Below are 24,588 nucleotides of genomic sequence, written 5' to 3'. Positions count from 1 at the left end.
AAGCGCGCGTTTTCTCCCGGCCCTGCTACGCCTGAATCTGGCCGTTTTATTTATTTAACCTTGCACTCTGGAGTTATTTTATGACCCTGGACTATGTGGCGCTGGCGATTCTGATCGCCGTGGCCTTAATACTTTTTTATGGCGTGATTGTTATTCACGATATTCCTTATGAAATCGCCAAAGAGCGGCGCCATCCTCATCAGGATGCGATTCATTATGCCGGCTGGGTCAGCTTATTTACCCTGCATGCCCTGTGGCCCTTGTTGTGGATCTGGGCGACGCTGTGGCGCGAAGACCGCGGATGGGGGATGCGCCGCATCGCTGACGACCAGCAGGTGCTGCATCAGCGTCTGGAAACGGTGGTCCAGCGGCTGGAGCAGGTGCAGCGCGAAGTGGACCTTCTGAAAGCGAAGGAGGCAAAATAATGGAAACGTTAATGTTGCTGACCTACGCCGCGCTATGCATCGTGGTGTTTAAAGTCTTCCGCATCCCGCTCAATAAGTGGACCGTGCCGACGGCGGTGCTCGGCGGTATCGCCCTGATTGGCGCGGTGATCTTCGGGATGAATTACAACTTCCCCTATACCGACGTCGGCAATCAGGTGTTTCGCACCGTACCGATTGTGTCGCAGGTGCGCGGTCGGGTGCAGAGCGTACCGGTGAGACCTAACCAGAGGCTGCATAAGGGCGATGTGCTGTTTACTCTCGACCCGACGCCGTTCCAGGCAAAGGTGGACGATCTGCAGGCGCAGATTAAAGCGGCCAGCCAGGATGCGCTCTCCCTCAACGCCGCGTTAAGCCAGGCGGAGGCCGAGCTGAGCAGAGCGGTGGCTCAGCGCGACCAGTCGCGGCGGGAGTATGCCCGCTTTCGGGAGGGGCATGCCCAGGGCGCCTTCTCCGATCAAATGGTCGATACCCGTCTGCAGACGTGGAAAGCCGATGAAGCCAGCGTCAGCGCGGCTCAGGCGAAAGTGGTTCAGGCGCGAACGCGCTGGACTCGGTGGTGAAGGGCAAAAATACCACCGTGGCCTCCCTGCTGGCGCAGTTGCAGAAGGCGCAGTTTCAGCTGGATAACACCGTCGTCCGCGCCCCGGAAGACGGCTATGTCAGCACCGTCGGCTTACGCCCTGGTACCATGTCCACCGCGCTGGGAATGCTGCCGCTGATGACCTTTGTGCCGGTGGAGGGCGACGCCTCGCGGGAGTATGTCGCGGCATTTCGCCAGAACGCCCTGCAGCGTCTGTACAAAGGCGAGCCCGCGGAGCTGATGTTTCCGGCCATCCCGGGCACCGTCTTCCGCGGGGAAGTGGCCGATGTGCTGCCGGCGATTGGCGAGAGTCAGTTTCAGGGCCAGGGCAAACTGCTGACTACGGACGCGCTCAATACCCATGGCCGGGCGCTGGTGGTACTAAAGGTGACCGATCCACGTTTTGCCGAATACGCCCTGCCGCAGGGTGCTACCCTCGAGGCGGCGGTCTACTCAGATCACCTGAAAGAGCTGTCGCTGATCAGGAAGATCCTGATCCGCATGAAGAGCTGGGAAAACTACATCTATCTCGATCACTAAGCCGGCGGGCGCGGGGAGGACCAACCATCCCCGCGCCGCGGTCAGGCCTCGCGGTCCACCAGCCCGTCAATAATCACCTGCCGCACCCCCTGCGAACAGGGTTCAATACGGCCGCGCACGCCATAGACGGCCGCCAGGGTCTCAGGGGTGATGACCGTGGCCGGGGTGCCGTCGCCGAGCAGCTGGCCCGCTTTGAGCATCAGCACGTGGTCGGCGTGACGCAGGGCAATATTGATGTCGTGCACCACCACCAGAGTCACGATGTTGCGCCGCCGGGTCTCCCGGCGCACCAGATCCATCACGTGAAACTGGTAGTTGAGGTCAAGCGCGCTGAGCGGTTCATCGAGTAGTAGCAGGCGCGGCTGGCGAATCAGCGACTGGGCGAGACCCACCAACTGTTTTTGCCCGCCGGAGAGCTGATCGAGGTAGCTCATCGCCAGGTGGGCAATTCCCAGCTGTCGCAGCAGCGCCATCACCTCTTCCTGCTGCTGGGCGCTGTGGCGTCCCCCGGCGGCGCGCTGGGCCACGATAATCGACTCCAGCACATGCAGATGCACGCCGGCGGGCAGCGTCTGCGGAAGATAGACCACCTGTTCTGCGCGACGTGAGAACGGCTGCGTCAGCAGATTTTCTCCCTCCAGGCGCAGCTCGCCGCGGCAGGGGCCCAGTCCCGCCATCGCTCGCATTAACGTCGATTTACCGCTGCCGTTTGGCCCCAGCAGCGCGGTGATTTTCCCCCGCGGCAGATGGGGAACCGTCAGGTTCTCGATCACCTTACGTCTGGGGTAGCCAGCGCTGAAGTGAGACAGCGACAGCCCGGATAACGTCTGGTCGCTCATACTTGCCCCCGGTGACGTAAAATAATGCTCAAAAAGAACGGGACCCCTACCAGGGAAGTGACGATCCCCACCGGAATAATGGCCCCCGGTATCAGGTTCTTCGAGGCGATGGAGGCCAGGGAGAGCACCAGGGCGCCGATCAACGCGCTGGCGGGCAGGTAAAAGCGATGATCTTCGCCGAAGAGCATCCGCGCAATATGCGGCGCCACCAGGCCGATAAAGCCGATTGGCCCGACAAAGGCCACCGAAAGCGCCGACAGAATGCTGATCCGCAGCAGCGTGCTCAGGCGCAGACGGCGAACGTTAATGCCAAAGCTGATGGCCCGGTCCTCGCCCAGCCTTAGGGCGGTCAGCGCCCACGCGCTGCGCAGCGACAGGGGCATCACCAGCGCCAGGGCGACCAGCAGGATGGCGACTTTGCTCCAGGAGGCGCGGTCGATGCTGCCCATGGTCCAGAACACCAGCCCCTGCAGAGTGTCTTCATTGGCGATGAACTGCAGCATCGAGACCAGGGCGTTAAAGGTAAAGACCAGCGCGATGCCGAACAGAATGACGCCGGAGGTAGCCACCTGGGTCCAGCGGGTAATGCCATCCAGCAGCAGGGCCGCCAGCAGGGCGAAGATAAAGGCGTTGGCCGAGATAAACCACTGGCCGGGAATACCGGGCAGACCAATACCCAGCACAATCGCCAGCGCGGCGCCAAACGCCGCAGCCGAGGAGACGCCCAGGGTAAACGGGCTGGCCAGCGGGTTATTGAGGATGGTCTGCATTTCGGCACCAGCCAGTCCCAGCGCCAGACCGACGATAATCGCCATCACCGCATAGGGTAGGCGGATATCCCAGACGATGGCGCGAATGCCCGGATCGGCGCTGGCCGGATCGGTTAACGTCTGCCACAGGCTCTGCAGCGGCAGTCCGGAAGGGCTGAGCATAAAATCGAACAGCAGTGAAGCGACAATCAACAGCGCCAGCAGCAGCAACAGCAGCAGGCGGCGACGCACGATATGGCGATAATGATCCATCACGCCAGAAGTCCCGGCGGGCAGCTCGTCGAGCACGGAGTCGGAGGTTAAACGCATGCCGGATTACTCGCTCTGCTGCCAGGAAAAGACGAACGGCTGGTCCGGCAGGTCGGTGAAGTGACGCACGATATAATGGTAAGTCTCATCGGGGTTGAGATCGCGGAAGGCCTGCGGATAGATATCTTTCGCCAGATATTCCATGCCGACAATATTCCACGGATGGTTATAGAAGTGGTGATAGACGCCATAGGCCCGCTTTTCCTGCACCGCCGGGATCTGGCTGACCCCCGGTCGCGCCAGCAGCGTCTGCGCCTGGGCTTTCACCGCCTCCGGCTTAACCTCATAGCCGAGGGGCAGCACCTGGCTGTTTCCGCGCTTCGAGCCGGTCATTATCCAGGCGTCGGGCTTCATGCTGATGATTTTCTCCAGCGAGACGAACCCGGAGGCGCCCGGCAGCAGCTGCGAACCGATATTGTTCGCCCCGACCGCCTCCACCAGCCCGCCCCAGCCGCTGTGGCCGTGAGTAAAGCAGCAGGCGTCGCTGTTGCCGGCCAGCGCTTCCACGAAGACGTTGGCCTTCGGCGTGATGGTCGCGGTTTTCTGGCGAATCGACTGCAGCTGCTGACGATAGTAATCGGTAAAGGCTTTGGCCTGGCTCTCGCGGTTGAGGACTTTGCCCAGCAGGTCGATGCTGGGAGCGGTATCTTTCGCCGGGTCGATCTCATAGTCGACAAACAGCACCGGAACGTGCAGGGCGCTGAGCTTGTCGATGACGCCGCTCTCCATCAGCGCTGGCCTGGCGCGCAGCTGGGCGATCATCAGATCCGGCTGGCGGGCGATGACGCTTTCAAGATCGACGTTCCCTTTGTCGCTGAAGCCCATGTCTAGGATCGTAGCCGACTGCGGCCACGTCGTTTTCAGCATCTGCCAGGTGGCAACGTCCTGCTTTTTCGCCAGATTATTCCATGCCACCAGCCGCTTAAACGGATTGTCCCGGTCCAGCAGGGCGAGGGTCATAATGTCGCGGCCATCCTGCAAAATAATACGCTGCGGCTCTTTAGCCAGGGTGACCTGCCGGCCGTCAAGGTCGGTAACCGTCAGAGGATATTGGGTCGCATAGCTGAGGAAGGGAGTCGCGATCAGCGCAGTAAGCAACAGCGATCTTACTGATTTTCTTGCCATAAAATGAGTTCCGTTTGCTAATTTATAAATATAATGATTCTGAGAATTATTCTCGAGTAAACGTCAACGGCAAGTATATCAAGCGCAAATTTCACGAAATGTAACAAACATGTTGGAAATTATGCCAACGCCGACAGGGCGCGCAGCGGCAGCATTTTCTGCCATGGTTGCAGGTCGAAGACGTTTTTCAGGCTAATTCCTAATGTCATCCCCGGTTCGTTGTGCCATCCTGAATGCGACTCATAACACGACACGTGAGAGAGGATATTATGAAAAAAGCAATGATTGCGTTATCGGCTATTCTGGTTGCGGCTCCGGTTTTTGCTGCGACAACACATGCAACAGATGATACCGTCGCGGCGGCCAATGCCAACGCCAACACCGCTAAAGAGAAGCTGCACCAGGCCCAGCACGAGGGCGAAGAGCAGCAGCTGAAGGCGAAACATGCGGCCGAAGGCAAACAGGATAGCGTCGGCAGCCAGGTGAGCGAAGGCGCGCAGAAGACCTGGAACAAGACCAAAGAAGGAACTGAGAAAGGTTGGGATAAGACCAAAGAGGTCAGCGAAAAAGGCTGGAACGCCACCAAATCCGGCGCAGAAAAGGGCTGGGATAAAACCAAAACCGGCGCTGAAGAGTTAAAAAATAAAGTGACTGAGTAAGTCCTGATATCAGTCTGAATAAAGGTCGCGAGAGCGGCCTTTTTTATTGCTCGTACTCCCCCATAATGCCTTCCCCGACAGTAGAAACCCCAGATGCCAGGAATCGTCCTGGTTAAGCGGATACTCACTCTTTCTTCACATTTTCCCGATACAAAGAACTTCAATCAGGAGGTGTACGATGAAAAAGATGATTTCTCTGGCGGTAATATTATCCACTGTGCTGAGCGTCCAGGCCTTTGCCGATGGCCCAAACGACGGCCATCGTCCGGGGCAGCCAACGGTGTGGCAGAACGGTTCGGATCATCATGGGCATGCGCCGCAGGGCGGACCTGACGCGCATCGTCAGGGTGACCATGACCAGCGTGGCCCGGATCGTGACGGGCATGACAAGCGCGATCAGGCACGGCATGAGCAGGACCATTTCGCCTGGCGCGGTAACGATTTCCGCAAAGGCCATCCGGCCCCGGCGCCGTTCCGTGGCGATGAATATCGCGTCCGCGACTGGAGCGACCGCGGCCTGCCGCCCCCGCCGGAGGGCCATCACTGGTCCTATATCGACGGTAACTATGTGCTGATCGCCGCGGCGACCGGGATCATTACCTCGATTCTGGTGAGCGGCGCCCTCAGCCACTAAATGCGCGTCTCCCAACGCCGGGCAGGGAACACCTGATCCGGCGATGGATCACCGTCGGGGTTACGGGTTCAGTTTGTCATCCGGCCAGTATTTATAGCCATTGACCATCGCCTGAGCGGCCAGCCCTTTGTCGGTGATTTCATAGACGTTCACTTTTGACGGCAGCGAGGAGGTGTCTTTCGCTACGCCGTTTGCGGAGGTGGCGATCGGCGCGATGCCTTTGTCATCATATTTTGCCGCGGCGTTCGCATCGGCGCCGACCATATATCCCTGGCGGATAAAGGTCTCCAGGGCCGCTTTATCATGGAAAACCAGCACCGTGCGTTGCTGTTTAATCCCCATCCCCAGGCCGGCGCCGCCCTGGGCCATTTTCATATAGGTGTCCTTCCCGGTGGCCTTATCCCGCACCACGCCGTAGCCGCTGCCAAATCCGAACAGCAGGATCTTGCTGCTGTTGTTGGCGAAGACCGCATAACCCTTCGCATGCTGAATATCGCTGCGGGCCTCGGGCTGCAGGGTGTAAAGTTTATTGAGGGTTTCGTTGCGCATCTTCTGAATACTGGCCCGCTGCTGGCTGGCGGTATCCCCCTGCGCGCTGCAGCCCGCCAGCGCGGTCATGGCGACGAGGAAAAGCGTCTGTAATCTCATAGAAGTCTTTTTATTTAAATCTGAATACGGCCGGAAATAGTAGGGTAAATAACGGTTAATCCTCCATAAAATAAACATTTATTTTTAAATTTCACCGTTTCGAATGCTTTTTACACTGCCGTGAACGCATTATTAAATAAGATGCCGTCATTTCCGATATTAGAAATCCTGCTTGCATAAAGTTTTCACCACGATACCGTGTTAAGTCCTTACGATATTTCCCGGAGAGCGGCATGAGTGATTATGTAATTCCAGAAATTAAAGCGACGGAAGCGGAAATGATTTCTCTGCGTCATTATTTACATGCCAATCCGGAATTAAGTCTGGAAGAGTTTAATACCAGCGAACTGGTCGCCAGCAAGCTGACCGAGTGGGGCTATCAGGTGACGCGCGGCCTTGGCAAGACCGGGGTGGTCGGCAGCCTGAGCAAAGGCGATTCGCCGCGCACCATCGGCCTGCGCGCCGATATGGACGCACTGCCGATCGAGGAAACCACCGGTTTACCCTGGGCCAGTACGGTGTCGGGGAAAATGCACGCCTGCGGTCATGACGGCCATACCACCATTCTGCTGGCGGCGGCGAAATACATCGCCTCGCCGGCCTGTCAGTTCAATGGCACGGTGCATCTGATTTTTCAGCCGGCGGAAGAGGCTATCGGCGGCGCCGATTTAATGATTAAAGACGGCCTGTTTGAGCAGTTCCCCTGCGAACGCATTTTCGGTCTGCACAACATGCCGGGGTTGCCGGTGGGCAAGCTGGGCTTCTACGCCGGCAACTTTATGGCCTCGGCGGATACCGTCAAAATCACCCTTACCGGCTACGGCGGCCACGGCGCCCATCCGGAGCGCACCGTCGACCCGATTGTCGCTGGCGCGGCGCTGGTGATGGCCCTGCAGAGCATCGTGGCGCGCAACGTGCCGCCGGGCGAAACGGCGGTGGTCAGCGTCGGCACCTTCCAGGCTGGTATCGCCTCCAACGTCATTCCGGAGAGCGCGGTGATGGAGCTCAGCGTGCGGGCGATGAAGCCGGAAATCCGCGACCTGCTGATCAAACGTATTCACGAGCTCAGCGAATTTACCGCTAAAAGCTATGGCGCCAGCAGTGCGGTGGAGGTTTACGACTCCTACCCGGTATTAACCAACAGCCCTGAAGAGACTGACTTCGCCCGAGCGCTGGCTCTGGAGGTGTTTGGCCGCGAAGGGGTGCTGGAGTCGGTCTCGCCGATGAACGCCAGCGAGGATTTCGCTTTTATGCTGCGCGAACGTCCGGGCTGCTACTTCCTGCTGGGCAACGGCGAGAAGGGGGAGAAAGGCGGCTGCATGGTGCATAACCCCGGCTACGACTTCAACGATGACATTATCACCACCGGCGCGACGCTGTTCGCCCGTCTGGTGGAAAAGCACTGCCGTTAACCTCTGGAGAAGAACTGGAATGAAAAAATCACTACTGCTATGGCTGGCGTTAATGGCGTCGACGTCGGCGCTGGCCGAAGGGGGAAAGGCGATCCGCTTTGGCGTCGACCCGACCTTCGCGCCGTTTGAATGGAAGGATCCGCAGGGCAAGCTGGCGGGGTTTGATATCGATTTAGGCAACGCCATTTGCCAGCAGCTGCAGGCGAAATGCGTGTGGGTGGAAAGCAATTTCGACGGCATTATCCCGGCGCTGAAGGCGCGGAAATTCGACGCCATCCTTTCCGGGATGTACATGACCGAGAAGCGTAAAGCGCAGATTGCCTTTAGCGACAAGCTGTATAACGGGCCAGTGTTCCTCGTGGCGCGTAAAAATACCCTGAAAGGCAATACGCCGGACCAGCTGAAGGGCAAAACCATTGGCGTCGAGCAGGGCTCGGCGCAGGAGACTTACGTTAATCAGCACTGGCGTCCGCAGGGGATCAACATTGTGGCCTACCAGGGGGCCGATAGCGTGGTGCGCGATCTGGAGTCCGGGCGCATCGACGGCGCGGTGCTCTCCGGCATGATGGCCGACTACAGCTTCCTGCAGCAGCCGCAGGGTAAGGAATTCGCCTTTGTCGGCGGCCATCTGCAGGATGATACGCTGTTTGGCGCCGGGGCGGCTATCGGCTTACGTAAAGACGATGAGGCGCTGCGTCAGGAAATAAACGGCGCGATTGCGAAGATCCTTGCCGACGGCACCTATAAAAAATTAGCCAGCAAATATTTTAGCTTTGATGTTTATTCCGGGACATAATGTCTGAGTGTACCCGCGGGCATGGATCGCCCGCCGTAAGATTCCTTTTCTGATTATCCAATCGACCTCCTCTCCTGACCATTGTGGTTACCTGAGGGAAGCAGAATATAAGCTAAGGAGTACTCGGCATGATGACACGTCCCTTGGGCAAAACCGGATTTTCCATCGCCCCGTTAGTGTTTGGCGGTAACGTCTTTGGCTGGACCATTGATGAAAAAACCAGTTTTGCCCTTCTTGATGCTTTTGTTGACCACGGCTTTGACGCTATCGATACGGCGGATGTTTATTCCCGCTGGGCAGAGGGCAACCAGGGCGGCGAATCCGAAACCATTATTGGCCGCTGGCTGCAGGCGCGCCCCGGCATGCGCGATAAAGTCAAAATTTTCACCAAAGTCGGCTCCGATCTCGGCCTTCCCGGCCATAAGGGACTCAGCAAAGCCTGGATCCAGCAGGCGGTAGACGACTCCCTGCGCCGCCTCAATACCGACTATATCGACCTCTACTTTTCCCACTGGCCGGATCCGCAAACCCCGGTAGCGGAAACGCTGGAGGCTTTCCACAGCCTGCAACAGGCGGGGAAAATTCGCGCGATGGGGGCCTCTAACCTCGATGCAATGCAGCTGGCGGGGGCGCTGGAGGTAGCGCGCAAGGGCGGCTTGCCTGCCTGGCAGGTGCTGCAGCCGGAATATAACCTCTATCACCGCTCCGCGTTTGAAGGCGCGCTGTGCGATCTCTGCGTCAGCCGCGATATCGGGGTGGTGACCTACTACAGCCTGGCCTCGGGATTCTTAACCGGTAAGTACCGTCAGCCGTCGGACCTGGCGCAGAGCCAGCGCGGAGGGGGGATTGGTAAGTACCTGAATCCGCGCGGGATGCGGATTATCGATACCCTGGTGGCGGTCGCGGATGAGCAGGGGGCGAAGCCGGCGGAAGTGGCCCTCGCGTGGCTGATCGGCCGCGAAGGGGTGACCGCGCCGATCGCCAGCGCCACCAGCGTGGCCCAGGTGGAAAGTTTTGCCCGCGCGGCGGCGCTGAGCCTGAGCGCGGAGCAGGTGGCGCGACTGGACAGCGCCAGCGCCTGAGTCACGCCCTCTTCCCGGCGGGGAGAGGGTGGACAAATGGCGCGGACCGTAGGCCGGGTAAGGCGCAGCCGCCACCCGGCGAAATAACGGCACAATCGTCAATTTCCCTGTTTGCAATGCGCCTGGCAGGGCTACAACTTCTATGTGATTTCCGGACAGATTGCGCTCCCGATATGTCTTCTGCGCTATGTCTCTTATGGCGCTGGGAGCACACAGGGGGCGGCCAGTCGCCGCCGCCCCCTGTACCCCCGGGCTCCGGCCAGCAAAATCGCCGCTGCGCGGTCCCTTCGACTTATCCCTGCAGGCTCCGGGTCGGGCCGAGGCAGCGTCCGTGCAAAACACGGCCCTCAGCCCGCATCCATGCGGGCTGCCCCGGCCTTCCGGGAACGTCTCAGCGATTTTGAGGCCGTCAGCACCGGCAGTTTCAGTCGTGCAAGTGGGTAAATCAAGGACAGGTCGCACGAACCCTGTAGGCCGGGTCAGGCGCAGCCGCCACCCGGCATAAAGCGGCTCCGTACCCGCTGTCATCGCCCGGCGGCGCTGCGCTTGCCGGGCCTACGATGTATCAGCCTGTGAGAGGACCCCGTAGGCCGGGTAAGGCGTAGCCGCCACCCGGCAACATGACGGGCAGGGGGCCTGAAAGCGTGCCCGGCGGCGCCCCTTTATTCCTGATGGCGGGTGAGGTTGAGGATCTTCGCGCTGGCGCCGACCGGGAAATTGCTGAGGGCGCCGAAGTCGCTGCCCTGATAGCCCATGATCTTGCCGTCGGTGCGCATCTGCTGAAGATCGATCAGGATCACCCCCAGCGTGGGAATGATTTTCTCCCGCCAGACGAACAGATAGAGATCCTCCGCCACCTGCACGTAGTGGCAGCGGTCGACATCCGCCAGCCCCTTTTCCACGCCGTCCAGACACTGCCAGGCGTAAAAATTATCGTTGAGATAGATGTGCTCATAGCGCTCAGTCGGGCTGTAGGTGTACTGATTGCGCATGCCGACCAGCGCAGTGGTAAAGCCCGGCAGCGGCCCCGGCTGCGCATCCAGGCGGGCGAAGACAAAGCGCGTTTCTACCGCGGTCAGCGGCAGGCCTCGCTCCACCCGGCTGAAAGCGTCCAGCCGCGCGGCGGCTTCGTCCGGCAGCTGGCCGTAGACCAGGGTGGCGTTGCGCTGCGTCAGGTTGCATACCGCGCTGACGCTGGCGTTATCCCGCTCCGGGTCAAGGAAGTCGATAAACAGAATATCCGGGCGCAGGGCGGTCGCCCGCCAGGGGGCGCGCTTGCCGTTCCAGCTTAGCGTCTGCTCATCTTCGATAACCAGCTGCTGCGGCTCACTTCCGGCGACATAAAAGGTAAAGCGCTCGCCTGCGGGCAGGCTGGCGGTGGCGAGTAAATTACCGTGTGGCGCAAAACCATCGGCCAGCGCGCCGACCTGGATAAATACGGCTTCTGAAGTCATAGGGGCTCCTGAACAGAGTAGGGCGTTAGGCAAACGCCAGAGTGGGAACATCGACGATACTGGCGCCGCCGTCGGCGACCAGCGTGGCGCCGCTGATGATGGCGGCCTGCGGCGAACAGAGAAACTGACAAGCCTCGGCTATCTCCTCGGGGCTGGCGGGGCGGCGCAGCGGAACGTCGCGACAGACTCGCTGATAAGCCTCAGTCAACGATAGCCCTTCCGCCTGCATCAGCGGGAGCATCTCTTCATCCGCCATCGGCGTGGTGACCCAGCCGGGGCAGACGGCGTTGGCGCGCACCCCCTGGGGACCGTAATCGCGGGCGACGGAGCGCATCAGGCCGATTAAGGCGTGTTTGGCGGTGACGTAGCCGCAGGCCTGCGGACCGGCGGCCAGCGAGGCGATGGAGGCGACAAACAGCACGTTGCCACGGCGGGTAATCAGCGAGGGCAGGCAGGCGCGAACGCTGGCGAAGGCGCTGGTGAGATTGCCGTCCAGCGCCTCGCGCCACTGGCGGTCGCTGGTCTCGGCGGCGGGGCTGTTGCCCATCCCGCCGGCGCTGCAGATGAGGACATCAACACCGCCGCTCTGGTCGAGAATGGCCGGCAACAGCCGCTGGCGCCACACCTCGCCGTCGGCGGCATCGCCCATCAGCGCCGTGGCGCCGGTCTCATCGGCGACAGCCTGCAGCGGCGCCTCGCGCCGTCCGGTAATAAACACCCGGTCGCCCGCGGCGCGCATCAGCCGCGCGCAGGCGGCGCCAATTCCGGTTCCGCCGCCGGTGATCACCACGACTCTCGCCATTCGCTCTCTCCTGTAATGGGGTTTCCGATTACCTTAAAAAGCGCGTCAGCTCCCGGCTATCGCCCGGAAGAACGATAGCCGCGGGGTTAATGGATCTCGCTCACCGGGATCGCCTGCGGCGCCGGAACCGGCTTCATGGTGGCGGGATCGACCGCCAGATAGCGTCCAGTTTTGCTGTCAATACCGACGTAATCGATCATCTTGCCCTGCGCCCTGGTGACCATGGTGCGTCTGGCGAACGCCTCGTAGGCCTCGCTCATCGCTTTGACCCGATCGGGATGTTGGGCCGCGACGTCATGGGTCTCCAGCGGGTCGTCGTGCAGATTAAACAGCTGCCACGGCGCGTCACCGGCGGTGAGGCCCCGCGGCACCAGCCGCCGCAGCTTCCATTCACCATCGACCCACGCCGCCTGATGGTGCAGCTCAACGCCGTATTTCCCGCGCGGCGGCGCCTGTACTTCGCCGGTGAGATAGCGCTTAAAGCTGACGCCGATCATCGGCAACACCGGCTTCTTCGCCAGCGATTTGTTCGGATCGATACCGGCGAATTCATACAGGGTCGGCGCTACGTCGTACACCGCCATCGTCGAGGCGTCGATGTGACCGTGGCGCGTGATCCCGGGACCGGCGATCATAAAGTCGGTGTTAATCCCGCCCTGGGCGCTGGTGGTCTTATGGTAGTTGGCGTAGGGAGCGTTGCTGACGTTGGCCCAGTGCGGGCCGTAGGAGACAAACGAGCCTTTGCGGCCGATGTTGTCATAGCGGTTATCGAACTGCTTCCAGAATTCCGGGGTAGATTCGTAATAAAAACCCTGCGCCGGGTTGGCGCCGTTATCGGTTAAAAAGACCAGCAGGGTATTTTTATCGCGCCCGGTTTGTTTCAGCGTCTCCATCAGGGTGCCGATTTGCGCGTCCATATTGGCGATCATCGCCGCATACACCTGCATCACTTTCGCCGTATATTTCTGCTGCTCTGGCGTTAGCGCCTCCCACTCTTTATCCAGCTCCAGATGCGGCAGCGGGGTATCGTCATGGATAATTCCCAGCGCTTTCAGGCGGGCGATGCGCTGGCGATAGACCTCGGCGTAACCCTGCTCATACTGGCCTTTGAAGCGCTTAATCCACTCGTCCGGCGCCTGCAGGGGATCATGAGGGGCGGTGAAGGCCAGCCAGGCGAAGACCGGCTGTTCCTTCGGCGTCGCTTTAATCCAGCTGTTCATCTGCCGGGCGTAGGCTTCGCTGGAGTAAAAATCATCCGGTAGGGAGACGCGCTCGCCGTCGCGGGTGTAGTAGGTGTGGAAGGCTTCAACGGTCCCCAGGGGTATCGCGTCGTTAAAGTGGCTGGTGCCGCCGCCCATAAAGGCGAAGGCGTGATTAAAGCCGCGATCTTTCGGCGTGGCGCCGGGAACAAAACCGAGGTGCCACTTGCCGGCCATCAGGGTGTTATACCCCGCGTCTTTAAAGCGCTCGGCCATGGTGGTGACGCGGTCGGTCAGCCGCAGCTCGTAGCCCTCCTTGCCAATGGTGCTGTCGTACCACCACATACCGCCCATCCCGGCCTGCTGGTTGCTGTTACCGGTGAGCAGCATCGAACGCGCCGGGGCCGACATCGGCGAGGTGTAATACTGGCTCATGCGCATCCCCTGCTCGGCCATCGCCTGCAGGTTGGGGGTGGGGATTTCGCCGCCGAAGGGGCTGATGTCAGAGTAGCCCATATCATCGGCGATAATCACGATGACGTTCGGACGCTCTTGCTGGGCGGCGTGCGCGCCACCGGCGAGGATCACACTGACCGCCGCGGCCATGGCTGTTTTATTCACAACGGATTCTCCTGTTTCTGCGGGTATCACTTTCAGAGCAATGGGCTACGCCGGATGCGCGGCCCCGACAAACGCGGCCCGCCAGGCTTGTAGCCCTTGAAGGTCGCGGGAAAAGGGGCGCACGGGCGCCAGAATTTCGCTAAAGAAGCGGTAGTAGCCGCCGCAGAGGCGGTTGTTGCCCGCGGCGTTCAGATGCGCCGGGCAGCCGCCCTGGCAGACCATTTTGACCGCACAGGTCTGGCATTCGCGGCGCAGGCTTTTCTGCTGACCGAAAGGCAGCTGCACCGAGGCGTCAACCGCGTGCGCCAGCGTCATGTCGTCAAGGCGGCCCAGCCGATGTTCGGCGTTGATCAGATGGTCGCAGGCGTAGAGCTCTCCGTCGGGCTCCATCACCAGATTGCTGCCGCAGCGGGCGCTGTGCACGCAGCTGCCGCTGGTGTGAGTGAAGTACTGCGCCCACGCCTGCTCGATATTGATGACGAACACCCGCCCCTTGTCGCAGCGCTTCTGCCACTGCCGCCAGATGCCGACCATAAAACGCCCCCAGTTATCGGCACTAAGCTGATAGCCCTCGCGCAACGCTGCGCCTTCGCTCATCAGCGGCTGAAACTGTAGATAGCGCGCGCCGAGGCTGACCAGCCGGTCATAAATCGCCGCCGCGTGGGCCGCCATCTCGTTATGCACCACCACCAGCAGGTTAAAATCCACCTGATGCTGGTGTAGAAAGCCGATGCCGCGCAGTGCCGCCGGCCAGCTGGCCCGGCCGCGTTTATCCGGACGATGCTGGTTCTGTAGCGCTTCGCTGCCTTCGAGGCTCAAGCCGATAATAAAGCGATGCTCGCGGAACAGCCGGCACCAGGCGTCGTTGATCAGCGTGCCATTGGTCTGCAGACTGTTGCTGATGGTGACGCCGTCGGGGGCATAACGCGCCTGCAGGGCGAGCGCTTTTTTGTAAAAGCTCAGGCCGGCCAGCAGCGGCTCACCGCCCTGCCAGACAAAGTTGATTTCCCGCGCGCCGACGGGCTGGGCCGCGATGTAGCGGCGGATAAACTGCTCCAGCCGCGCCTCGTCCATCTTGTTGACCGGCGTTTCATCCTGGGGGTAATAGCAGTAGCGGCAGGCGAGATTGCAGGCGGGGCCAATCGGCTTCATCAGAATATGAAACGGCACCGGCGAGCGCGGCTCAGCGGCCAGCGGAATTTGCTGCTGGCGCAGGGCGGCGATATTCAGCATCGGCTTATCCTCGGTTAATGACCGGCGCTGTTGCTATGATTTTGGCAACAGAGGGTCAGGCGTAATCACATGATTAAGCCGCGGCGAAAATTAATGGCATCCTGTTAAGGGTATAAGTGAAAAAAAACAGAAATCCATCGTTCTTAAGGATGAGAGAGACGCGTCCGGGATAGGGTTTTTTTATCACCAGAGGCAGGTACGCCGGGTATTAATCTTTTTTGTTTATGTTTTAACGCCGCTATCGTAAGGCATGGCGAGTGTGTTTTTTAAATGCTTTATATAACAATGCATTGCTGAAAATTTTGTAACGGCTATCACATTGTTAATATGTTAATGATTGTGTTACTTAAATGTGAAATGTATGCTTCAATTATCGGTAGTCATCCATGTGTCATGCACCATCATCTCGACGGGGAGGCCCTATCATGTCTGCTTTGTTAAAAGCCAGCCGTAATGATGCGATAATAGCCCGTTGTTTACAGACTATTTCTCAGTTAATTCCACTGACTTCAGCGGTGTTTTATCGAGTAAATAACCGGTTAAAACCCGAAAACTATATATTGCATAATATTTCCGATAATACGCACCAACAATATCTGGAAAACTTCCAGCCGCTGGATCCGCATTTACCGGCGCACTTTAGCCACCAGAACACCACCGTGGCGGCGATGACGCCGCGGCTCTGCGATCGCAACCGGCATTATTATCATGAATTTATGTTGCCGAATAACGTGCGTGACATGACCGAGATCTTTATCCGCCGCGAGCGGCGGATCATCGCCGGTATCTCGCTGATGCGCGACGTGCCTTTCTCCAGCGAAGAGCGTCATCGGGCCCAGGCGGTGCTGCCGCTGGTGGAGCTGGCGATCCGCGACTGCCTGCAGGAAGAAGATGACCTGCCCGCTATCCTGACCGCCAAAGAGCGGGAAATCGTCGGCATGGTGCGCGAAGGGGCCAGTAATAAGCTGATTGCCCGCCAGCTGGATATCTCGCTCTCGACGGTGAAAACGCACCTGCGCAATATCTTCGCCAAGACCGAAGTGGTCAATCGTACCGAACTGGTTTCCCGAACCTGGATGCCGGCTGCTCAGCGTTCGCTGAATCTGTGATCTGACTTTCACATCCCGCGCGCGCCGTGGCAACACGGCGTTTTCCTGATGCCTGTGGGTATCACTCCCTGGAGGATCCTCCGGGGGGAGGCTTTTTTGACCGGAGCACGCCCTACGATGTCGAGTACACCTGTCACTGATAATGCGCTTTCCCGGCCCGCCGGGCTGGTGGTGTCCCTGCGTTTGCTGGCGGCTATTGTGATTTTTGCCGCTATTGCGCCGGGTATTCTGATGACCGCGCCGGCGGTGGCGGCGCAGCTGGCCAGCGAATGGCAGCTAAAACCCAGGCAGGTAGGCTGGCTGTTCTCAGCGGAGCTGGGGGCGATGAGCCTGGCGACGCTCCCGGCGTGGTGGTGGATGAGTCGCCTCGACTGGCGGCGGGTCGCCCTGATGGCCGGGGCGGTGTTTCTGACCGCCAACCTCGCCTCGGCGGTGGTCACCCAGTATGAGACGCTGCTGGCGGCGCGCTTTATCGCCTCGCTGGCGGGCGGCACGCTGATGATTCTGTGCATCAGCTGCGCGGCGGGAACGCCGAACCCGTCGCGGGTCTACGCCTTTTGGGTGCTCGGGCAACTGCTGTTGGGGATGCTTGGCCTGCTGGCGCTGCCCGGCCTGTTCGCGACCTTTGGCCTGAAGGTGGTGTATCTGATCCTCGCCGCCATCATGCTCTGCTGCCTGCCGCTGGTGTCCGCTTTCCCGCCGCGCTTTCAACCGCTCTCTGCCTCCCGCCAGCAGCCGTCGACGGCGCTGTGGCGTCAGGCGCTGGCGGTGCTGGCGGTGCTCACTTTCTATATCAGCCTCAGCGCAGTGTGGACCTTTATCGGCACCATCGGCAGCACGGCGGGGCTGAGCCCGACGCAGGTGGGGCTGGTGCTGGCGGCGGCGACGGTTTGCGGCATTATCGGCGCCGGCGGCGCGGCCCTGCGCGGCACCCGGCGCGCCGATCGCTTACCGGTGTGGCTGGGCTATGGGCTGCTGATCGTCAGCGTCGGGCTGCTGGTTGGCCAGCCGCTGCTGGCGCGCTACGCCATCGCGGCGCTGCTGTTTAAGTTCACCTGGACCTTCGTGCTGCCCTTTATTCTCGCCCGCGTCGCCGGGCTCGATAACAGCGGTCGGCTGATGAACAGCATCAATCTGGTGATCGGCGGCGGCATGGCGGCCGGCCCGGCGCTCGCGGGGGCCTTACTGCAACGCTTCGCCAGCGCCGACCCGCTGCTGGCGGCGGCAGGTGTCTGCGCGCTGCTGTCACTGATTTTAATTGTGGCGGCTTCCGCCGCCGGGAAGGGTTAGCCCACGGGAGGATAGAGTGAAAAGAAAAACCGGTTTCTTCTTTGATGAACGTTGTTTCTGGCACAGTACCGGGCTGCACGCAGTGACGCTGCCGGTGGGCGGGTGGGTACAGCCACCCGCCGGCGGCGGTCATGCCGAATCGCCGGAGACCAAACGGCGGATGAAAAACCTGATGGATGTCTCCGGGCTGACGCCGCAGCTGGCGCTGCGCAGCGCGGCGCCGGCGAGCCTTTCGGACCTGCGGCGGATCCATCCCGACAGTTATCTGGAGCGCTTCAAGGCGATAAGCGATAACGGCGGCGGCATGCTCGGCAAAGAGGCGCCGCTGGGGCCGGGCAGTTATGAAATCGCCTGTCTTTCCGCCGGGCTGGCCTGCGCGGCGGTGGAAGCGGTGCTGAAGGGGGAACTGGATAACGCCTATTCGCTGTCGCGTCCGCCCGGACACCACTGCCTGCCGGACCAGTCGATGGGCTTCTGTTTTCTTGCCAATATCCCCATTGCCGTGGAGCGAGCGAAAGCGCTGCTCGGGCTCGGCAAGGTGGCGATCATTGACTGGGACGTTCACCACGGCAACGGCACCCAGCACATCTACCTGCAGCGCGACGACGTGCTGACTATCTCCTTGCATCAGGACGGCTGCTTCCCGCCGGGCTACTCTGGCGAGGAGGATCGCGGCGTGGGGGCGGGGGAGGGTTACAACATCAATATTCCGCTGCTGGCCGGCGCGGGGGATGACAGCTGGCGCTATGCGCTGGAAACCATCGTTATTCCGGCGCTGGCGCGCTTTGAGCCGGAGCTGATTATCATCGCCTGCGGCTATGATGCCAACGCCATGGATCCGCTGGCGCGCATGCAGCTGCACAGCGACAGCTTCCGGGCGATGACTGAACAGGTCCAGCAGGCGGCGGATCGCCTGTGCGGCGGGAAACTGGTGATGGTGCACGAAGGCGGCTACGCCGAATCCTACGTGCCGTTCTGCGGCCTGGCGGTGATGGAGGCTCTGAGCGGCATCCGCACCGAGGTCCAGGATCCGCTGCGGGAATTTATTCAACAACAACAGCCGCGGGCGGAGTTTGCGCAGTTCCAGAGGCAGGCTCTCGATCGGCTGGCGCAGCAGTTTGGCCTGCTATAAAACGCCTCAGCTTCCCCGCGGTGATGGCGGGGAAGTCAATGCTTTCTCTTCTACGATTTCACTGCGCATCCACTGACTTACTGCCTGATCGATCATCGCCAGCACGCTGAGCAGCAGCATCCGCTGCTGCGCTTCCAGCCGCAGATAACGGCGCAGCGGCGGCATTTTACAGACCACTTCGCTGGCGGCCCAGGGTTCAATGCTGCAGCGCCAGCCGCGACCGTCAAAGGTCAGCGAAAAGCGGCGGTAGTCCAGCTCGCTTAAGGTCTGCTGGAGATTAGGGAAACCATTGAGATAGCCGGCGAGTGCCTCGCTGCCTTTGCCGCCGATAAAGCGGATCGGCTGGCGTTTCCACCAGCCGGATTGATGGGCGTGAATGTTACCGCGTACGGGCCGGGTCACCGGCCCCTCGACGACAAACTCGCAGCTGTGAATGCTGGCCATAAACAGCCGCTTCTGACGCACGCTGAAGGTCACAGCGGTGGTGTTGTTCAAGCGCAGCAGCGCGCTGCGCTCGCTCAGCTTTTCGCAGGGCCAGCCGGCCAGATCGCGCTGCACCGCGTTCATTAACGGCGTTTCAAACCAGGGGACGGAGGACATCTGGCGTCATCTCCCCGCGGGTCTGTTTTTCGTAGTTGTTGATGGCGCGCTCCACTACCTCTTCCACCACCAGCGGCTTGAACGGATTGACGCGCTGCACGCACACCGTCCAGAACAGGGCGTAGGCGGCGGTCAGGCCGAGCATAATGCCGAACGGCACCAGCACCTGGCGACTGTCCATCCCCGGCGGGGTGATATTGACGATAGCGATGATAATGCCGACGCTGGAGATAATCTGCGGCAGTGGGAACCACGGCGAGCGGTAGGCGCGCGGCAGGTCCGGGCGGCGAATGCGCAGCATCACCACCGACAGCGTCACCAGCAGATAGGCGACGCCCCAGGCGCAGACCGCGGCGAGGATCAGCGGCACGATGCGGTCCAGATCGCCGTTCAGATACCAGGCGTGCAGGCAGGGGATCGCCACCCCGATGGCGATGGCGATTACCGGCGTTTTAAAGCGCGGATGCAGCCAGGTCAGGAAGCGGGGCAGCGCGCCGTCCAGCGCCATACCGTAGATAATGCGCGGCACGGCGGCCATCAGCGTATTGATGGTGGCGCAGCCCGCCAGCAGCAGCCCGACCCCCAGCCAGTACTGGCCGGCGTGGCCCATCACCCGCTCGGCGAAGGCCGGGATCGCCATCGGCGTATCCAGCAGATGGACGTTGTTGGCCGCGTCGAGCACGGTATTCTCCACCTGGCGGTTGATCGCCGCACCGTAGATAAACATGCAGCTGGCGACCCCCAGCAGGCCCAGCGCCATCGCCCGCGGTATGGTGCGGTGGGCCTGTTTGATCTCCGGCGCCATCGGCGTCACCAGTTCGCAACCGACGAACATAAACATCGCCATGCCGATATAGCCGAACAGGCCGTTGATATCGCTAACGTTCAGCGGCGTGCCGAACCAGCCGGAAAGATGAGTCACCGGCGCCATAAAAATGCCGCACAGGCCGAAAATGGTCAGCGTGGTCCACATGCCGAAGGTCAGCACCACTTCGACCTTGCCGAAGATTTCCACGCCGATGGCGTTCAGCAGGCCGAAAATCACCACCATGCCGACGCCCACCATCCAGGTGTTTTGGTGAGCGGCCATCTGGGCGTTGATCGATTCGAAGTTCACCAGCGCCATAATGCCCGCCAGGATCGTCTCCGCCGTCCCGGCGAAAATATGGACGATCAGATAGGCGCACAGCGCGCCGGTGATAGCGAAAAAGCGGCCCATGCCGCAGGAGATATAGTCGTACACCGAACCGGTGGTGGGAATGAGCGTCGCCGCCTCGGCAAAGGTGGTGACCTGCGCCTGCATCATAATAAAGGCCAGCAGCACCGCCAGCGCGAAGGTGTCGCCGCCCATGCCGAAGCCGCTGGTCACCGTCAGGATCACCGGGCTGGCCATAATCAGCCCGACGGAGCTGGCGAGGGTGGTCGGGAAGCCGACGACGCCGCGCTCAAGATGGCTGGCAAGTCTGTTACTAAACATAGTCAACCTCTGCACAATAATGGGGTAGGGCAGGGAATAGCCAGCGCCACTCCCGGATAGTCATAATTTAGGCGGGCATCCTGCTCAACGAATATCGTCCGGAAGGTGGAGGGTGGCGCATGATTCTGTGACGCAGTCCATGAATGTGAGGGTGGATAAACAAGATGACCCCGAAAACCGGGGCCATCCGTCTTGCCACGTTGCGCCTGTTTCTGCCGGGTGGCGGCTGCGCCTTACCCGGCCTACGATCCGCGCGGCCTGCCTTTAATTTATTCACCATGCTGACTGAAACTGCCGGTGTTGGCGGCCTCAAAACCCCCGGTGACGCTGCCGCTTACCGGGGCTACAGCGCTGTGCGATTTGGTAGCCCGGAGAAGGCGCAATGCGCCGCCTCCGGGGCCCCCCCCTGCGCCGCCGGGCAGTATCAGCGCGTTAGCGCGTCTCGACGTTCGCCAGGTAGTGCTTCACAAAGCGCGGCGTCAGGATTTTCCACTCCACTTCGGTGCCCTGTTTAACAAACCAGCTATCGCCCGGCGCAAAGCGCTGCGGTTCACCGCCGGCGACGGTCAACTCCACTTCGCCTTCCAGCACGGTGGCGTGTTCGGTAAACGGATAGGTCATGGTAAAGCTCCCCTCAGTGGACGAAAACAGTCCGCAGGTAAAGGCATCCTGCGGCTCGCCGTAGATCATCGCCCCGGCCACCTGCGGGTCGCCGGCGGTCGGCGTCGCGCCGAGCAGGCTGACGCTGCCGATTGGCTGCAGGTCGGGCACCGGGTGTTTAAGTTTAAAAGCGTGCATAGCGTTCTCCTGGTTAACTCCGGCCTTTCCAGAAACCGGCGGTTTGATGCATCAATTTTCCGGCGGTGACCAGCAGCAGGCGCAGGCTGTCACGGCCGTGGATGGTCGCGTGGGGGATGCTGCTCAGCAGACGATAGCGGTCTGAACCGCCGTTGATCCCTTCGGCGAGGATTTTGCACACGATGTGCGATGGGGTGACGCCGAAGCCGGAGTACCCCTGGACGTAAAAGACGTTGTTGTGATCGCGTAGCGTGCCGATCTGTGGAAACAGGTTGGCGCTACAGGCCATTGGCCCGCCCCAGGCGAAATCGATCTTCACATCCTTCAAATAGGGGAAGACCTCCGCCAGCAGGGTGCGGTTCCAGGCGGCGAAATCGTTCGGCGTATACTCCACAAAGCGGGTGGCGCTGCCGAACAGCAGGCGGTTTTCCCGGGTGACGCGGTAGTAGTTAATCACCGGGCGAATATCGCTGAAGGCGCCGCGCAGCGGGCTGATGCGCTCGATCAGTTCATCGGAGAGCGGCTCGGTCGATACCTGATAGGAGTAGGTGACCAGCGTTTTGTTGTAGATCTCCGGCTCCATATTGTTGAGGAAGCTGTCGCAGGCCCACAGCAGTTTGGCGGCTTTGACGCTGCCCATCGCGGTACGTACCCGCACCTGTTTGCCGTAATTCACCTCCACCACCGGCGAGGATTCGAAGATCTTCACTCCCAGCGAATGGGCGGCCTCCGCCGAGCCGAGGAGCATATTGAGCGAATGGATCTGGCCGCCGCCCATATGTTTCAGCGCGCCGCAGTAGACCTCGGAGCCCACCACCTGCTGCACCTCTTTCCCGGTATACAGCTCGATCTCTTCATCCGGGGTGGCAGCCTTAAACTCCTTCTCCCACTGGCGCAGCGTTTTCAGTTGCCGCTGGTTATAAGCGAGATAGCCATAGCCGGGGACGAAATCGGCGTCGATATTATATTTGCGGATGCGTTCGCGAATGATGCCCGCGCCAAGGTTGGCGATTTTAAACAGCGTTTCCAGCCCCTCTTTGCCGACGTGCTTTTTCACCGCTTCGATGTCGTGACCGATACCGGCCATCACCTGGCCGCCATTGCGCCCGGTGCCGCCATAGCCGAGATGGCGCGCTTCCAGCACCACCACATTGGTGATGCCCTGTTCCGCCAGCTCAAGGGCGGTGTTAATACCGGAGAAGCCGCCGCCGATAATCACCACGTCGGCTTCAATATCTTCCCGCAGCGCCGGAAAATGGAGGTGGTATTTCTTCGTCGCGCCGTAGTAGTTCAGCGCATCGATTTTGATGTTCATCGCGTTACCCTGTGGTCTTGCCTCGCTCAAGTGCCTCATCACAGCACGCCGCGCGGGCGTTGAATATCGTCCGGAAGAATGACGTTCTTTAGAACGATAGGCGGCGGCGGGAAGCCGTGCTGTGATGGGCCAACGTTGCTGAAAAAACGGGTACTGACGATGAGCGAGATAACCTTACTGGCGGAAGTGACCGCCTTTTTACGCCAGCCGCACGGGCAGTTTATCGCCGGTGAGCGAGAGGCGGGCCGCGGCGCGCCGTTTGCGGTGATCAACCCGGCCACCGGGCGGGCGATCGCCGAGGTCACCGCGGCGGATAGCGACCAGGCGGATCGCGCGGTAGAGAGTGCCCGCCAGGCGTTTAATCAGTGGCGCGAAATGCCGACGCTGGCGCGCGGAACCTTGCTGCTGAAGCTGGCGGATGCCCTGGCTGAGCATCGCGAAGCGCTGGCGCAGCTGGAAAGTCTCTGCTCCGGCAAGACCATCACGCTGGCGCGCATGCTCGAGCTGGATCAATCGGTCGCTTTCCTGCGCTACTTCGCCGGCTGGGCGGGGAAAGTCACCGGCGAAACCCTGAATGTGTCGCTGCCGTCGATGGCCGGGGAGAAATATACCGCCTTCACTCGCCGTCAGCCGCTGGGGGTAGTGGTGGGCATCGTGCCGTGGAACTTCTCCATCATGATTGCCGTCTGGAAGCTGGCGGCGGCCCTGGTCTGCGGCTGCACCATTGTTCTCAAGCCGAGCGAGTATACGCCGCTGACGCTGCTGCGCGTGGCGGAGCTGGCAAAAGCGGTGGGTATTCCGGACGGGGTGATTAACGTGGTCAACGGCGCCGGCGGCGAGATTGCTCAGCGGCTGATTACCCACCCGGCCTGCGCCAAGGTGAGCTTCACCGGCTCGGTGGCCACTGGCGAGAAAGTCCAGCAGTCGGCCAGTGCGTCAGGTAAACGGGTGACCCTTGAGCTGGGGGGCAAAAACGCCGCGCTGTTCCTGGATGATCTGACGCCGGAGGCGATGGTCAACGGCATTCTGGAAGCCGGCTACCTGAATCAGGGGCAGATTTGCGCCGCCGCGGAGCGCTTTTATCTGCCGCAGGGTAAACTGGATGCGGTGCTGGCGCTGCTGAAAGATAAGCTCAGCGCCTTCGCGCCGGGATCGCCGCTGGATGAGCGCACGCTGATGGGGCCGCTGGCCAACCGCCAGCAGTATGACAAAGTGTTGCGGCTCATTCAGACCGCGCGCGACGAGGGCGATACCATCGTCTGCGGCGGCGAAGCCCTGCCGGGGGAGGGCTATTTCCTGCAGCCGACGGCGGTCAAAGTGCGCAGCGAAGAGAGCACCCTGATGCGCGAGGAGACCTTCGGCCCGGTGTGCAGTTTTATCGGTTATCACAGTGAAGACGAGGCGCTGGCGCGGATCAATGCCTCGCCGTATGGCCTGGCGGCCAGCGTCTGGTCGGATAATATTCGCCTGGCGCTGCGCTACTCGGAGGCCATTGAGGCCGGCATCGTGTGGGTCAATATGCATACCTTCCTCGACCCGGCGGTACCGTTCGGCGGCATGAAGGGCTCGGGCATCGGGCGCGAATTCGGCAGCGCGTTTATCGATGACTACACGGAGCTGAAGTCGGTGATGGTGCGCTATTAAGTTTTGTCGGTGGAGGTAGCCTTAACCGGGCTTCAGGCGTCTGCGTAGGCCCGGTAAGCGCAGCGCCTCCGGGC

22 protein-coding genes and 1 pseudogene are annotated in these 24,588 nt (G+C 60.8%); 11 read left to right on the top strand and 12 right to left on the bottom strand.

What is annotated here, in order from left to right; translation table 11 throughout:
• Positions 1-80: 80 nt before the first annotated feature.
• Together ACLH1I_RS08310 and ACLH1I_RS08305 are read left to right on the top strand one after the other, a co-directional pair.
• Positions 81-425 (top strand): DUF3302 domain-containing protein, encoded by a 345-nt coding sequence (locus ACLH1I_RS08310; RefSeq protein ID WP_004202413.1) that lies wholly within the window; start codon positions 81-83, stop codon positions 423-425.
• Positions 425-1,566, top strand: a pseudogene (locus ACLH1I_RS08305) (HlyD family secretion protein). Before ACLH1I_RS08310 ends, ACLH1I_RS08305 begins: the two are co-directional and overlap by 1 nt.
• 41 nt (positions 1,567-1,607) lie before the next feature.
• Here the strand turns inward: ACLH1I_RS08305 and ACLH1I_RS08300 are convergent.
• The 3 genes from ACLH1I_RS08300 to ACLH1I_RS08290 are packed head-to-tail and all read right to left on the bottom strand — an operon-like array spanning position 1,608 to position 4,609.
• Positions 1,608-2,405: an ABC transporter ATP-binding protein gene (locus ACLH1I_RS08300; protein WP_017898796.1), complete on the bottom strand. Its 798-nt coding sequence runs from the start codon at positions 2,403-2,405 to the stop codon at positions 1,608-1,610.
• Positions 2,402-3,430 (bottom strand): FecCD family ABC transporter permease, encoded by a 1,029-nt coding sequence (locus ACLH1I_RS08295; RefSeq protein ID WP_198079581.1) that lies wholly within the window; start codon positions 3,428-3,430, stop codon positions 2,402-2,404. The genes ACLH1I_RS08300 and ACLH1I_RS08295 overlap by 4 nt, the downstream gene beginning before the upstream one ends.
• 60 nt (positions 3,431-3,490) lie before the next feature.
• Positions 3,491-4,609: an ABC transporter substrate-binding protein gene (locus ACLH1I_RS08290; protein WP_032455661.1), complete on the bottom strand. Its 1,119-nt coding sequence runs from the start codon at positions 4,607-4,609 to the stop codon at positions 3,491-3,493.
• Positions 4,610-4,878: 269 nt separating this feature from the next.
• On the opposite strand from ACLH1I_RS08290, the gene ACLH1I_RS08285 reads away from it, so the two are divergent.
• Together ACLH1I_RS08285 and ACLH1I_RS08280 are read left to right on the top strand one after the other, a co-directional pair.
• Complete coding sequence (locus ACLH1I_RS08285; RefSeq protein WP_002892699.1) at positions 4,879-5,268, top strand: hypothetical protein; 390 nt, start codon at positions 4,879-4,881, stop codon at positions 5,266-5,268.
• Positions 5,269-5,446: 178 nt separating this feature from the next.
• Positions 5,447-5,902: an RcnB family protein gene (locus ACLH1I_RS08280; RefSeq protein WP_004202428.1), complete on the top strand. Its 456-nt coding sequence runs from the start codon at positions 5,447-5,449 to the stop codon at positions 5,900-5,902.
• 60 nt (positions 5,903-5,962) lie between these two features.
• Here the strand turns inward: ACLH1I_RS08280 and ACLH1I_RS08275 are convergent, their stop codons facing one another.
• Positions 5,963-6,550 (bottom strand): YSC84-related protein, encoded by a 588-nt coding sequence (locus tag ACLH1I_RS08275; RefSeq protein WP_151628482.1) that lies wholly within the window; start codon positions 6,548-6,550, stop codon positions 5,963-5,965.
• 233 nt (positions 6,551-6,783) lie between these two features.
• Here ACLH1I_RS08275 and ACLH1I_RS08270 point away from each other — a divergent pair, with 233 nt between their 5' ends.
• The 3 genes from ACLH1I_RS08270 to ACLH1I_RS08260 all read left to right on the top strand — a co-directional run bounded on the left by ACLH1I_RS08270 (position 6,784) and on the right by ACLH1I_RS08260 (position 9,840).
• Positions 6,784-7,962 carry a M20 aminoacylase family protein gene (locus ACLH1I_RS08270; RefSeq protein ID WP_004202432.1) on the top strand — a complete coding sequence of 393 codons (1,179 nt, stop codon included), beginning with the start codon at positions 6,784-6,786 and terminating at the stop codon, positions 7,960-7,962.
• A gap of 19 nt (positions 7,963-7,981) precedes the next feature.
• Positions 7,982-8,758, top strand: coding sequence for a lysine/arginine/ornithine ABC transporter substrate-binding protein (locus tag ACLH1I_RS08265; protein WP_048323240.1), 777 nt, complete (start codon positions 7,982-7,984; stop codon positions 8,756-8,758).
• A gap of 128 nt (positions 8,759-8,886) precedes the next feature.
• Complete coding sequence (locus ACLH1I_RS08260) at positions 8,887-9,840, top strand: aldo/keto reductase (protein WP_008805510.1); 954 nt, start codon at positions 8,887-8,889, stop codon at positions 9,838-9,840.
• A gap of 662 nt (positions 9,841-10,502) precedes the next feature.
• Here ACLH1I_RS08260 and ACLH1I_RS08255 read toward each other — a convergent pair.
• From ACLH1I_RS08255 to ACLH1I_RS08240, 4 genes are all read right to left on the bottom strand, one after another.
• Complete coding sequence (locus ACLH1I_RS08255) at positions 10,503-11,294, bottom strand: MoaF C-terminal domain-containing protein (RefSeq protein WP_048323242.1); 792 nt, start codon at positions 11,292-11,294, stop codon at positions 10,503-10,505.
• Positions 11,295-11,319: 25 nt separating this feature from the next.
• On the bottom strand, positions 11,320-12,096 hold the full coding sequence (locus ACLH1I_RS08250; protein ID WP_004202438.1) for an SDR family NAD(P)-dependent oxidoreductase: 777 nt from the start codon (positions 12,094-12,096) through the stop codon (positions 11,320-11,322).
• Positions 12,097-12,182: 86 nt separating this feature from the next.
• Complete coding sequence (locus tag ACLH1I_RS08245) at positions 12,183-13,916, bottom strand: arylsulfatase (RefSeq protein ID WP_004202439.1); 1,734 nt, start codon at positions 13,914-13,916, stop codon at positions 12,183-12,185.
• A 45-nt stretch (positions 13,917-13,961) separates the two neighbouring features.
• Complete coding sequence (locus ACLH1I_RS08240; protein WP_117137613.1) at positions 13,962-15,149, bottom strand: anaerobic sulfatase maturase; 1,188 nt, start codon at positions 15,147-15,149, stop codon at positions 13,962-13,964.
• Between the two features lie 425 nt (positions 15,150-15,574).
• Between ACLH1I_RS08240 and ACLH1I_RS08235 the strand changes: the two genes are divergently transcribed.
• From ACLH1I_RS08235 to ACLH1I_RS08225, 3 genes are all read left to right on the top strand, one after another.
• A complete protein-coding gene (locus ACLH1I_RS08235) occupies positions 15,575-16,258 on the top strand; it encodes a response regulator transcription factor (protein WP_043519408.1) in 684 nt (227 codons plus the stop codon).
• 117 nt (positions 16,259-16,375) lie between these two features.
• Complete coding sequence (locus ACLH1I_RS08230) at positions 16,376-17,548, top strand: MFS transporter (protein WP_117137612.1); 1,173 nt, start codon at positions 16,376-16,378, stop codon at positions 17,546-17,548.
• A gap of 16 nt (positions 17,549-17,564) precedes the next feature.
• A complete protein-coding gene (locus tag ACLH1I_RS08225; protein ID WP_048323248.1) occupies positions 17,565-18,680 on the top strand; it encodes a class II histone deacetylase in 1,116 nt (371 codons plus the stop codon).
• A gap of 6 nt (positions 18,681-18,686) precedes the next feature.
• Here the strand turns inward: ACLH1I_RS08225 and ACLH1I_RS08220 are convergent, their stop codons facing one another.
• The 4 genes from ACLH1I_RS08220 to ACLH1I_RS08205 form a co-directional block, all read right to left on the bottom strand.
• Complete coding sequence (locus ACLH1I_RS08220) at positions 18,687-19,280, bottom strand: DUF3156 family protein (RefSeq protein WP_151628483.1); 594 nt, start codon at positions 19,278-19,280, stop codon at positions 18,687-18,689.
• Positions 19,258-20,757, bottom strand: coding sequence for an APC family permease (locus tag ACLH1I_RS08215; RefSeq protein WP_002892820.1), 1,500 nt, complete (start codon positions 20,755-20,757; stop codon positions 19,258-19,260). The genes ACLH1I_RS08220 and ACLH1I_RS08215 overlap by 23 nt, the downstream gene beginning before the upstream one ends.
• Positions 20,758-21,189: 432 nt before the next feature.
• Entirely contained in the window at positions 21,190-21,555 is a 366-nt protein-coding gene (locus ACLH1I_RS08210; protein WP_002892824.1) for a cupin domain-containing protein, read from the bottom strand.
• Positions 21,556-21,568: 13 nt separating this feature from the next.
• On the bottom strand, positions 21,569-22,870 hold the full coding sequence (locus ACLH1I_RS08205; protein ID WP_065802293.1) for an NAD(P)/FAD-dependent oxidoreductase: 1,302 nt from the start codon (positions 22,868-22,870) through the stop codon (positions 21,569-21,571).
• Between the two features lie 159 nt (positions 22,871-23,029).
• Between ACLH1I_RS08205 and ACLH1I_RS08200 the strand changes: the two genes are divergently transcribed.
• The gene (locus tag ACLH1I_RS08200) at positions 23,030-24,514 is read left to right on the top strand and encodes an aldehyde dehydrogenase family protein (RefSeq protein ID WP_017900837.1); all 1,485 of its coding nucleotides are present in this window, start codon (positions 23,030-23,032) and stop codon (positions 24,512-24,514) included.
• Positions 24,515-24,588: the final 74 nt, after the last annotated feature.

Origin of the sequence: Klebsiella sp. 1SOBk10mer (assembly GCF_046602535.1) — a bacterium.
Classification (GTDB): Bacteria; Pseudomonadota; Gammaproteobacteria; order Enterobacterales; family Enterobacteriaceae; genus Klebsiella; species Klebsiella quasipneumoniae.
The sequence above is the reverse complement of the archived record's forward strand: the minus strand, read 5'-3'. Positions and strand labels throughout refer to the sequence as shown.